Here is a 12682-nt window from a genome sequence, read left to right as displayed (position 1 = left end):
ATCTTAGCACAGCTTTGAGACAACGCCTTTATTATCATCCTAATTATTTTGATTATACTTAAAATCACATATAAATAATGTTATCAATTACACAACTTCTTCGTCATATTCACTTGAAAATTGGCTATTATAAAGTTCTTCATAAAATCCTTTATTCTCAATAAGTTCCTTGTGATTTCCTTGTTCGATAATAGTACCTTCTTTCATTACTAATATTAAATCTGCATCACGAATAGTTGATAATCTATGTGCAATAACAAAACTAGTTCTTCCCTTCATTAAGTTATTCATTGCCTTTTGAATCTCCACTTCTGTTCTAGTATCCACACTAGATGTTGCTTCATCAAGAATTAACACTGACGGGTCTGAAAGTATTGCCCTGGCAATTGTTAGAAGCTGTTTTTGTCCTTGAGATAAATTAGAAGCATCCTCAGTCAATATAGTATCATATCCTTGAGGTAAGGTTCTTATAAAGTAATCTACTCTTGCTGATTTTGCTGCTCTTACAATCTCCTCCATTGTAGCATCTGACTTACTATATGCAATATTTTCTTTTATACTTCCATTAAACAGCCATGTATCTTGAAGAACCATACCAAACATAGTTCTAAGTCCTCCACGCTTTAAGTCTTTTATATTAACACCATCAATAGTAATTCTTCCATCTTGTATCTCATAAAACCTCATAAGTAAATTTACAAGAGTTGTCTTTCCAGCTCCTGTAGGACCAACAATTGCAATTTTATCCCCTGCATTCAATTTAATATTAATGTCTTTCATAAGAATAGAATCATCACTATATCCAAATTTAACATGCTCAAATTCTACTTTTCCTTTAGGCATGTTGATAACTTTTGAATCTTCTTTATCCTTTATTTCTTCTACTTCATCCATAACTGTAAAAACTCTCTCTGCAGATGCAATTGCTGCTTGAAGCATATTTACAATATAAGATATCTCTGTAGTAGGCTCTGATGCTTGATTTACATACTGAATAAAAGCTTGTATACTACCAAGGGTCATTGCTCCAGTTGATGCAAATACACCACCTACAACTGCTATAATAACATACCCAATTTGATTTATAAATCTAATAATTGGAGATATTGCATATGACGAGAATTGAGCTTTTCTACTAGCATTATAAAGATTTTGATTTAATGTTTTGAAATTTTTTATAGTATCTTTTTCTTTGCTAAACGCTTTAACCACTATTTGACCAGTAAATATCTCCTCTATATTGCTATTTAATTCTCCTAGTGCCTTCTGATTTTCTGAGAATCTTTCTTGTGATTTTCTTGCAATTACAACAGTAATACCCAGTGAAACAACCAATGTTACAGCTGATACTATCGTAAGTGGTACACTTATAATTATCATCATTACAATAGAACCAACTACTGTGACTACTGCTGTAATAAGTTGCATCAATCCTTCTTGTAAACTATCTGCTACTTTTTCTAAATCATTTGTAACTATGCTAAGTGTTTCTCCCTTTTTATGGGAATCATAGTACTTAAGAGGAAGTTTATTGAGTTTATCACTCAAGTCTTTTCTCATGTTAAGTACTAAATTTTGTGCAACTCCTGACATAATATATTGTTGTATATATATAAATATTGCACTAATCAAGTACAACCCTAGAAGTATTGATATTATGCCTCCCATAGTACTAAAATTCACACTGAATTTTGTACCTGTTTGAAGTGCAGTTTTAATTCCATTAAATAACTGGTCAATAGCTTTTCCCATAATCATAGGTGCTAAAACTGTAAGTGCTGAACTTATCAATACTGAAATAAAAATAATTAATATTTTAAACTTTTGTTTTGCCATGTATTTTAATAATCTTTTAGTAGTTTTTTTTGCATCCTTAGCTTTTTCTGCTGACATACCATCTTCAAAACTAAGTACTTCTATATCTTGTTTCTCTGTTCTTTTTTCACTCATATTACACCTCCAAATACACAGATTAATTCTTCACACTATGCAAGTTCTTCTTTACTAAGCTGGGAATCTGCAATTTGCTTATAAACTTCACAATTTTCAAGTAAATCTTTATGTTTTCCAATACCTACAATTTTTCCATCATTCAAAACTATAATTTGATTAGCATCCATGATTGTACTTATACGCTGTGCTATAATTATAGCTGATGAATCTTTAATTTCATTCTTCAATGCTTTTCTAAGTCTTTTATCTGTTTTAAAATCTAATGCAGAAAAACTATCATCAAAGACATATACTTCAGGCTTTCTAACCAATGCTCTTGCAATGGATATTCTCTGTTTTTGACCACCTGATAAATTATTTCCACCTTGTGCTACAAATGAGTCATACTTATCTTCCATATCAGAAATGAACTCATCAGCTTGAGCTATACTTGCAGCATGTTCTACTTCTTCAATACTTGCATCTTCTTTTCCATATCTTATATTTTCTTCTATTGTCCCACTAAATAAAAAGGCTTTTTGTGGTACAAATCCAATCTTATCTCTAAGCTCTTTTTGAGACATGTTCTTAATATCTTGACCATTTATAGATATTTCTCCAGATTGAATTTCAAAAAAACGTGGTATTATATTTGCAATAGTAGATTTACCTGAACCAGTACTTCCTATAATTGCAGTTACTTCTCCAGATTTTGCTTCAAATGTTATATTACTTAAAACAGGTTCTTCTGATTGAGCATATGAAAATGTTACATTTTTAAATACTAAATGACCTCTCTCTGAAATAATATCTTTACAGCCATTTCCATCTACAATTTCAGGTTCTATATCTAATATTTGATTTACTCTATCTGCACAAGCACCTGCTCTAGGTATATACATAAACACCATTACTCCCATGATTAAATAAAATAGGATTAAGATACAGTACTCAACAAGTGCCATTATATGACCTATCTCCATATTCCCATTACTTACTCGCATCCCACCAAACCAAATAATACTTACTATACCCAAATTCATTATTAACATCACAATAGGCATAAGTACTGCAAATATTTTATTTATTGAAATTGCTGTTTCAGAATAATCTATTGCAGTCTTATCAAATCTCTTTTTTTCAAAACGGCTTCTATTAAAAGCTCTTATAACTCTTACTCCAGTTACTACCTCACGTAATACTCTATTCATATTATCCATTTTTACTTGCATCATTTTAAACAACTTGATAAGCTTTTTACCAACCAAAAAGGCTGATAACATGAATAGAAACATCACTACAACAATAATAATTGTCATTACTTTATCTATAGAATATGCTAAGAATAGACCAGAAACTGTTATAATTGGTGCTGGTAATACTAATTGAATAAACATAAATACAGATTGACCTATTAAAGTAATATCACTAGTGCTTCTAGTAATCATTGAAGCTGTGCCTATATTATTAAAATCATTTATTGACAAATCTTGTGATTTTATAAATACTGCTTCTCTAATATCTCTACAAAATCCAGATGATAGATTTGCTGATACTTTACAAACCAACACAGCTGATAAAGCTGTTATACCAGCTACTATCAACATTATTAAACCTGTTTTTACAATATAATCTATATCTCCTTTTACTACACCATTATTTACTATACTTGCTGTAAGTGTTGGTATATATAAAGTTCCAAGTGTTTGCAAAAACGTAAATATCAAAACTATAACAATTAAAACTCTGTATGGTCTTAAAAAACGAATTAATTTTTTCATATATTCACACTCCTTTACAAAATATTATGATAAACTATACTGTAACAGGATAGTCAAGGAGGAATTATAATTATGAGTCAAGTTTCAAAAAATTATTTTACAACTGGAGAATTCGCAAAGATTTGTGGAGTCAATAAAAAAACACTTTTCTATTATGATGATATAGGTCTTTTCTCTCCAGAATTAAAAAAAGAAAATGGATATAGATACTACTCATACCATCAATTAAGCATTTTTGGTATAATTTCTTCACTTAAGGAAGTCAAAATGCCTTTAAAAGAAATTAAAGCTTATATAGACAATCGAACTCCTAATTTACTAATTGAACTTTTAGAAAAGAAAACTATTGATATTAACAACGAAATTGAAAAACTAAATAATATTCAGGCTCTAATGGAGTCTACAATTTCATTCACTAAAAATGCATGTAATATAGATGCGAATACTATTACTTTAGAAGAACATGAAGAAGAGTACTTAGTCAAAACGCCTATTACATATAAAGAACAATTTTTTGAAGATGAAGAAGAAAATTTTTTATATGAATGTATTAACTTTATGGATAACTATGAATTGAGTGATTATGGTACGATTGGCTCAATCATTAAGGGTGAAGATATAATTAATAAAGATTTTGAATCATATTCATATTTATTTACAAAAGTCAATAAAGAATACAAGAAATATCCTATATCAATCAAGCCAAAAGGGCTTTATGTAATTGCTTATCATAAAGGAAGTTATGAAACTATTTACAAAACTTATGAAAAGTTATTAAATTTTTTTAATCAGAATAATTTATGTATGGGGGATTTTATTTATGAAGAATATCTACTATATGACATAAGTGTTAGAGATTCTAATGAATATCTAACCCAAATCTCAGCAGAAGTTAAACTGTAAAATATTAGACTGGAAAGATATCAATTTTATAAATTTGATTACGAAAACATCTTTTTCTTTGGAGAAGAATATGAATGTAGAGGCTTTCTATATTCCTTGGTTATGTCTATATAAACTAAGAATGTATGGTCATATGTGGTAATTCATTTAATTAAAAAGGTGTAAGTAAGCTTATATTAATTAATTTCACTGAAACATATAAAAATATACAGATTAACATCTTTTATGAATTAGATATGCTACAAGTATATATATACACGAAAGCAATGAGGCAAATCCTGAAACTCGTGTAAGACCTACAATACCTCCAATACCAAATCCAAATGTAAAAATAACAGCAGCCATCCCCCCCTAAAAGAGCTATACTTGCAAAAATAGCTAAGATACTTTTCTGCCAGAATGTAGTAGCACACAAAGCAATCACAAAGTATATAAAAGCTTTAATGAGTAACAATGCATCAAGATAAATAGGCGATACATTGACTAAATAACGTGAAAAAACAATTGAGGTACAGCCAAACACAATAAGTAAACTCGCTAAAACAAGACTTCCATAATTAAGAATAGATTTAGTTGTCTTTTCTCTGATAAAATCAATAATAAGCAAAACACCACTCAAAATTATATATCCAACAATTACATAAAACATACTCCCAAGTAAAAATTTGGGAAATAATAAAAGAGCAACTCCTATACCTCCAAGAAAAACTGCTTGTAGTCTTGCATACTTTATAAATCGTTTATAGATTAATAAATTCATAATCAATCCACCTTTCTATAGCTACATAGTAGCATGAAAATCTTACTCTCACATGAATCTCTATTTACAACATCTCTATATTTTCTTTAATTTTTTTATAACTTAAATAATATAGTAAACTTAGCTCCTTTTTTACCATTTTCTACGTATATACGTCCACCATGCTTATTTACAATGGACTTAACTATTGATAGTCCAATTCCATGATTCCCCCCTACTCCCTTATAAAACCTTTCAAAAACATGAGGTAAATCTTCTTTGTTGATTCCAATTCCATCATCTTCTACTATCACAACTATATTTCTTTGATTATACTTGCATGCTATTTTTATTTCACTCTTAGCATACCTCAAAGCATTTTCTATAAGATTCATAAACGCTTTGGAAATGTTTTTTTCATCACATTCAAATAGAACCATTTCTTCATCAAACTCATAAATAAGTTCTATGCCCTTATTTATAGCCCTCACATTTTGCCTAGCTCCACAATTTGAAAGTACTTCTCTTAAATCACATTCTACAAGTTCATAATCTTTAGTTATATTATCTATTTTAGAAATGTATAATAAGTCTTCAACCATATCACTTAACCTATCACTTTCTTCAAGTATTATATCACTTGCATGCTTACTATCTATAACATCATACTTTATAGCTTCTGCATAGCCTTTAATAGACATAAGTGGTGTCCTCAATTCATGAGATGCATTTTGAAAAAATATTTTTTGTTCATTATCATACTTATCAAGATATTCAGCACTCTTATTCATAATAGTTGAAAGTTCTACTAATTCTTTATCTGAAAAATCAAAGTAGGTTCTTTTGAAATCTCCTTGACCCATTTTTTTTGCAAATTCACACAGCTCTTTTATGGGTTTGGCAATTTTCTCAGATAAAATTACAGCTGTAAATATTGCTAATATTCCAGCAAAACACATTACAGATATTAATACAGTATTTATCTTTTGAGTTAGATTTAGAGTTTTTGATATATCTATAAAAAGTATAAGATACTTATCTTGCTCACCATATATACTAGTAATTTTTACTGTTGAAATATAGTAATCCTTATTTCTGGTAGATATGCGTGTATTTTCATCTGAGTTTAAATCTAATTTTTCACTTTGAATGCACTCTCTAATCGACTCCATCTCATCAATATTTTTTAAAAAATCATCTCTCTTGTTGGAAATATCAAGTTATACTTGGAATCAACCACCATAGCATCAGCCTCTGATTGTGTTTCTGCCATCCTAACTTTATCTTGTACATTTCTCATAAAATTAGATAATGCTTTTGGAGGAAGATTTCCATCATCTTGAGGAGGCTTAATCGGTCTAAAATTACTATCCATATGTTCTACTATTTCTGTAGACTTTGTCAACTCTTCATTTGCAGTTGTTTTTATATATGTATCAAGCAATACGTTAAAAGATACTAATATTATCATAAAAACTATAATTATTAAACACAATATGCTCAACAAAATCCTAGTTTTTATGCTTATATTTTTCTTTGAGAATTTTAATTTAAATGTGGATTTAATCTTTCCAAATATATTTTTGTCATTTTTATTTTCCATCTTAATTTTTCTCCTTTAATCTAAATCCAAATCCCCATACAGTTTCTATTAAAATATTTGTATCTAAAATTTTTTTACGTAATCTCTTCACTGTATCATCAGCAGCCCTTGTCTCAACCTCTATATCATATCCCCATATTTTGTTTAATAATTCATCTCTAGAAACTGCTCTATCTCTATTTTCAAATAAATACGTTAATAGATTATATTCATTTGGTGTAAGGTCTATATTTATATTTTTACTTGTAACTATTTTATTTTTTTTATTTATTGTCACATCTCCAAATTTCAATTCCATATCTACCAAGTCGCTGTACTTATCATAATTTTGTTTCTTTTCAAATTCTATCCTCCTAAATATAGATTTTACTCTCATAACTAAAGACATTGGGCTAAATGGCTTTGTAAAATAATCATCACTACCCAAGGTTATTCCTGTAATATAATCTATATCTGTATCTCTTGCAGTAAGCATGATTATTGGAACTGTACTTTTCTCACGAAGTTTTGTGCATACTTCAAAACCACTTGAGCCAGGCATCATTATATCTAGTATTACTAAATCACATTCTTTTATATTAAATTGTTCTAAAAGTTCATCACCTGTTTTAAAATCCATAACATCATGACCTTCATTTTTTAAGAATGTCTTTACCAAATTTCTTATATTATCTTCATCATCTGCTATATAAATTAACTTCTGCATAAAACTCACTCCTTAATAGACTTTTAATTTAAATTGAATAGTGTAAATATATTGATTAAACAATTAAATCTCAATATATATAATCTAAATCTTATTTTTTTACTACTATTTAAATTATATCAGCTTTTCACATCACATTAGTTTTAAACTTATTTAGATTTTAAGGCAATTTTAAGGCAAAAATAAATTATTATAGAGTTTGTTACGCTTAGGATAGAAATATAATAATTTTTAATATATTATTTGGATACTTCTTGATAACGAGCTTTTGTAAAAGATAATAACTAACTAATTTTAATAAAAATAGCTGTCCCTAAATAAACTTAATTATTTAAAGACAGCTATTTTTTACTTAAACTACATTCTATTCTTATACTAATTTATAATCTTTTGGATTCAATTTACTTGCCGCTGCTTCATCTACTATAACTATAGTATCTTTATGAAGTTGAAGTATAGAACCAGGAACTTCTGGAGTTATATCTCCATAAACAGTTTTATACACTGCATCAGCTTTTTCTTCTCCTGAAGCTAAAAGTAATATTTTTTTAGACTTTAATATTGAACCAATCCCCATACTTACAGCCTTTTTAGGAACATCTTCTCTTGATTTAAAGAATCTTGCATTAGCTTCTATTGTAGATTCCGTAAGTTCAACCACATGAGTTCTTTTTGCAAATTTATTATCAGGTTCATTAAAACCTATATGAGCATTACGACCTATTCCAAGTACTTGTACATCTATACCACCAACTGCATCTATAGACTTTTCATAGTTTATACATTCTTTTTCAATATCATCAACCATTCCATTTGGTAGATGAGTATTTTCTGGCTTGATGTTTACATGATTAAATAGATTCTCTTTCATAAAATAATCATAACTTTGGTCATTAGATATTGGTAACTTATAATATTCATCTAAATTAAAGCTCATCACATCTGAAAAATCTACTATATTATCATTGTATTTTTTTACTAAATCTCTATACATACCTACTGGTGTACTTCCTGTAGCTAGTCCCAATATTGAATTTGGTTTTAAAACTATTTGAGCTGCTATCATCTCAGCTGCTTTTTTACTCATTCCATCATAATCTTTACATACTAATATTCTCATTTTGTTCCTCCTAAATTTTAGCTAATACTTTAACTGCTATAAGTTTAATTTATTATTATTTTTTATATTGCTTTTATTTAAAATTTATCTTTATAAATTATATATTTTTATATACAACTTTTCCCAAGCAAAGCGTCATCTTGCAATCTAAGTTCTCATCAAATATAGCTATATCTGCATCCTTACCTATTTCTAAGCTTCCTTTTTTGCCATTTATACCTAGATATGTTGCGGGATTTAAAGATGCTAAATTAATCGCTTCATTCACTTTAAGATTTGTATTATCTAAGAAGTTAAATACCATTTTATTTAAAGACAACACACTTCCAGCTAATGCTCCATTTTCAAGTCTAGCTTCATTACCCTTAACTATGACTTTCTGACCTCCAAGAGCATAATTTCCATCTTCAAGACCACCAGCTTCTATAGAATCTGTTATTAAAATCAGTCTTTCTTTCCCCTTATTGTTTAATATAAATTGAAATAAATCTTTATTTATATGGATTGTATCTGCTATTAACTCACTGTACACATCAGTTGTAAGTGCTGCACCAACAACACCTGGGTCTCTATGGTTTAAACCAGTCATTGCATTGAACATATGAGTTACATTTGTTACCCCTAAGTTTATAGCTTCTTTAGCTTGCTCATAATTTGCATTACTATGACCAATAGATAAAACTATATCTGTACATCTTTTTATTTCTCTAGTAAAATCAAAATCAATGTCTTTTTCTGGAGCATAAGTTATAACTTTTATAACATCTTTGTATTCTTTTATAAATTCGTATTTTGAATTTATTATAAACTTTTCATTTTGTGCCCCCTTATAATTTTCATTTATAAAAGGACCTTCTAAATGTGCTCCTAATACCTGCGCCCCTTCAAGCTTTCTATTTTGGGCTTTTTTAATAACTTCAAGTGCATCATAAACATGTTCTTTATCCATAGTCATTGTAGTTGGAAGAAAAGATGTTACTCCATGTCTCATTATTGACTTTGAAATTGTTTCAATAGATTCATCAGTTGAATCCATTGTATCTTTCCCCATGTTTCCATGTATATGAATATCAATAAGCCCTGGAGATATATATTTTCCATCAGCATCTATAACTTCACAATCTTTTGGTATGCTATCGGCTATATCAATTATTTTTTCATCAAATACTAATACTTTATTTTCTAAGATTTGATTTTTTAATATTATCTTTCCATTAATTAAACATTTCATATTATTCACCTACTCACTCAATACTATTTCATATTGGTATTTATCTGTTCTAAATATTGATATGGTATATTCTATAGGGTTACCTTCTCTATTATAGGAATTTCTATGAAGTTTAAGAGCTAAAGCACCTTCGTCTGTTTCTAGAAGCTTACTTTCTTCATCTGAAAGTATTACTGGCTCCATTACTTGTTCAGCTTTTTGTATCTTATAGCCATATTTTTCATTTAAAACCCTATATAATGAAGAATTATCTAATATCCCTTTTGTAAGACCCTTACACATTTCTTCTGATAGATATACTATTTCTAATCCAAATGGTTCTCCATCAGTATATCTAAGTCTAACAATCTTATATATATTTGTGGTATTATCGCTTATTCCAAGCTTTCTTTTAACTAAATCATCTGGTAGTTCCATCTCAAAGGATAATATATCCGTTTTTATGTCTACTCCCTTTTCTTTCATGACATCAGTAAAACCTTTTACATTTGAAAACTGATACTTCTTTTTTTGCTTTGCAACAAATGTCCCCTTACCTTGTACCCTATAAAGAAGACCTTCTGTAACTAATCCAACAATAGTTTTATTTACTGTCATACGACTTACATTTTGTATGTTACAAAGTTCTCTTTCTGGCATTATTGCATCGCCCTCTTTAAGCTCACCAGTTTCTATCATCTCTCTTATTATTGAACTTAATTGAGTATGCAATGGTATGCTACTAGATTTATTTACTATTTTCATATAGTCACCACTTTTCAATATGGTATATACCAATTTTGGTATATACCAATTATACTTTAAAAGAAATTTTATTTCAATACTTTTTAACTTATTTTGTAAAAATTTTAGTAAAACCTAAAGACAAAAAAGAAATTGGAGTTTATACTATATAAGAAGCTAGAGAATTGAAAAATACATAAATAACTATATTATTTATTGTAAATTTCACTAATACTAATATAGATACTGTGACAAACTACTACAATAAGTATATTATGGCTAAATTATAAATATAAAATGAGAGGATGATTTTAATTTGATAAACATAGGTGATTTTAATAAACTTACAGTAAAAAGAAAAACTGAATTTGGATATTTTTTGGATGGACAAACTAATAACACAAAAGACGATATACTTCTTCATAATAGATTAATCGGAAAAAATGAAATAAATATAGGTGATGAAGTAGATGCTTTCATATTTAAAGATTCTGATGACAGAACTGCTGCAACTTTAATACCTCCTTTGGCGAAGGTTGGGGATGTAGCATATTTGAAAGTAGTTGATAATACAGACATTGGCACTTTTATAGATATGGGTCTTCCTAAGGACATACTAGTTCCTTTTAAAGCTAAGACTTATCCATTATTTAGAGACGAAAAATATTTATTTTATATATATTTGGATAAAAGTAAAAGAATTGCTGCTACTACAGATATAGATTCATATCTATTAACAGACCATACTTACAATGTAGGAGATATAGTAACTGGAGTTGTATATGGATTTCAAACTAATAATTCTGCTATGATATGTGTAGATAATAAATATGCTGGTGTAATACTTCATAATGAATACTTTACTGAATTAAAAACTGGTGATGTTCTTGAAAATTTACATGTTATAAAGGTATATGAAGATGGAAAACTAGGGCTTTCTCCTAGAGGAAATAGAAAAGATGAACTTGATACTTTAGAAAATAAAATTTTAAGTTATTTAGATGGCTCTGATGGATATATGAGATTTAATGATAAGTCTGACCCTAAAGATATTTCTATATTATTTAATTCAAGCAAGAAAAATTTTAAACGTGCTCTTGGAGTGCTTATGAAAAAAGGATTAATTTATCAAAATGAAGAAGGAACTTATCTAAAGTAGAATAAAAATTTTATACTGTAAAAAAAGAAGTAAAAATGAAAGATATTTTCTATTTCATATTTACTTCTTTTTTAATCTGATAATTGGCTAAAGATTCTTAATCAGATAAATCTTGAGGTAAAAAAAGACATGGATAGATAAATAGCGTAGAAAGAACATATTTTAAACTTTGCCGTTTGAGGATAATGTAGATTTAACCATACAATAAGAACTGAACTCTCAGCCAACAACAAGTGGTATGTCATGAGGTATACCACTTGTTGTTAATATCATATTTTATATTCTTCTGCATACACTTCCTTGTAAACTTACCTAATACATTATTTAAATAAATCTAATCAGCATTCAGAATCAATATATTTATTATTAATTTTTATAAATTTTATGCTATCTACGAATTTTGTATAAATTTACTTCCAACGTTTTAATGTCGGAAAGAAACTATTCATCATTGTTCTTGCTTCATCTTCAGTCATGCCTTTATTACTTTCAAGCATAGGAGGTATACAAACCTCTATCATATCTTCCATACTTATATCTGCTATAAATTCACCATCTTTAAAACAATAGCTACAGTAATCAGTACTTTTACTTCCATCTTTATTTGTCCCATATAATTCATCAGTTTGTCCCATTGGCATAGCACAACATTGGCAAAATTTAATTTCTTCCATTTTAAATCACTCCTTATATTTTTCTTTGGCTCCTAACCATATTCAAATTATATCAAGATTAATATGACATTATTGTGTCATATTAAAAATAAAAAGACTAATAAAATCATT

Annotated in this window: 12 protein-coding genes; 2 read left to right on the top strand and 10 right to left on the bottom strand. The window is 28.3% G+C overall.

The features are described from left to right. Positions 1 to 87: 87 nt before the first annotated feature. Positions 88 to 1950, bottom strand: a complete 1863-nt coding sequence (locus tag IR152_RS16295; RefSeq protein ID WP_227452967.1) for an ABC transporter ATP-binding protein — start codon at positions 1948 to 1950, stop codon at positions 88 to 90. Between the two features lie 35 nt (positions 1951 to 1985). Then, positions 1986 to 3713 carry an ABC transporter ATP-binding protein gene (locus IR152_RS16290; RefSeq protein WP_227452966.1) on the bottom strand — a complete coding sequence of 576 codons (1728 nt, stop codon included), beginning with the start codon at positions 3711 to 3713 and terminating at the stop codon, positions 1986 to 1988. Positions 3714 to 3785: 72 nt separating this feature from the next. Here IR152_RS16290 and IR152_RS16285 point away from each other — a divergent pair, with 72 nt between their 5' ends. After that, positions 3786 to 4616 carry a MerR family transcriptional regulator gene (locus IR152_RS16285; RefSeq protein ID WP_227452965.1) on the top strand — a complete coding sequence of 277 codons (831 nt, stop codon included), beginning with the start codon at positions 3786 to 3788 and terminating at the stop codon, positions 4614 to 4616. Between the two features lie 213 nt (positions 4617 to 4829). On the opposite strand, the gene IR152_RS20120 is transcribed toward IR152_RS16285, so the two are convergent. The 7 genes from IR152_RS20120 to IR152_RS16255 all read right to left on the bottom strand — a co-directional run bounded on the left by IR152_RS20120 (position 4830) and on the right by IR152_RS16255 (position 10759). Further along, positions 4830 to 4961: a hypothetical protein gene (locus tag IR152_RS20120; RefSeq protein WP_255624938.1), complete on the bottom strand. Its 132-nt coding sequence runs from the start codon at positions 4959 to 4961 to the stop codon at positions 4830 to 4832. A gap of 510 nt (positions 4962 to 5471) precedes the next feature. Then, complete coding sequence (locus IR152_RS16280) at positions 5472 to 6527, bottom strand: sensor histidine kinase (protein WP_227452964.1); 1056 nt, start codon at positions 6525 to 6527, stop codon at positions 5472 to 5474. A 14-nt stretch (positions 6528 to 6541) separates the two neighbouring features. Then, positions 6542 to 6958 carry a hypothetical protein gene (locus IR152_RS16275; protein WP_227452963.1) on the bottom strand — a complete coding sequence of 139 codons (417 nt, stop codon included), beginning with the start codon at positions 6956 to 6958 and terminating at the stop codon, positions 6542 to 6544. A gap of 1 nt (position 6959) precedes the next feature. Beyond that, complete coding sequence (locus IR152_RS16270; protein ID WP_227452962.1) at positions 6960 to 7664, bottom strand: response regulator transcription factor; 705 nt, start codon at positions 7662 to 7664, stop codon at positions 6960 to 6962. Positions 7665 to 8034: 370 nt separating this feature from the next. Next, positions 8035 to 8784: a glucosamine-6-phosphate deaminase gene (nagB, locus tag IR152_RS16265; RefSeq protein WP_227452961.1), complete on the bottom strand. Its 750-nt coding sequence runs from the start codon at positions 8782 to 8784 to the stop codon at positions 8035 to 8037. Between the two features lie 97 nt (positions 8785 to 8881). Next, complete coding sequence (gene nagA / locus IR152_RS16260) at positions 8882 to 10015, bottom strand: N-acetylglucosamine-6-phosphate deacetylase (protein WP_227452960.1); 1134 nt, start codon at positions 10013 to 10015, stop codon at positions 8882 to 8884. A gap of 9 nt (positions 10016 to 10024) precedes the next feature. After that, positions 10025 to 10759, bottom strand: a complete 735-nt coding sequence (locus IR152_RS16255) for a GntR family transcriptional regulator (RefSeq protein ID WP_227452959.1) — start codon at positions 10757 to 10759, stop codon at positions 10025 to 10027. A 295-nt stretch (positions 10760 to 11054) separates the two neighbouring features. On the opposite strand from IR152_RS16255, the gene IR152_RS16250 reads away from it, so the two are divergent. After that, positions 11055 to 11897: a S1 RNA-binding domain-containing protein gene (locus IR152_RS16250; protein WP_227452958.1), complete on the top strand. Its 843-nt coding sequence runs from the start codon at positions 11055 to 11057 to the stop codon at positions 11895 to 11897. 410 nt (positions 11898 to 12307) lie between these two features. Here the strand turns inward: IR152_RS16250 and IR152_RS16245 are convergent, their stop codons facing one another. After that, complete coding sequence (locus IR152_RS16245) at positions 12308 to 12571, bottom strand: zinc ribbon domain-containing protein (protein ID WP_227452957.1); 264 nt, start codon at positions 12569 to 12571, stop codon at positions 12308 to 12310. Positions 12572 to 12682: the final 111 nt, after the last annotated feature.

The sequence above is a fragment of the Clostridioides sp. ES-S-0108-01 genome (assembly GCF_020662285.1).
GTDB lineage: Bacteria > Bacillota > Clostridia > Peptostreptococcales > Peptostreptococcaceae > Clostridioides.
The sequence above is the reverse complement of the archived record's forward strand: the minus strand, read 5'-3'. Positions and strand labels throughout refer to the sequence as shown.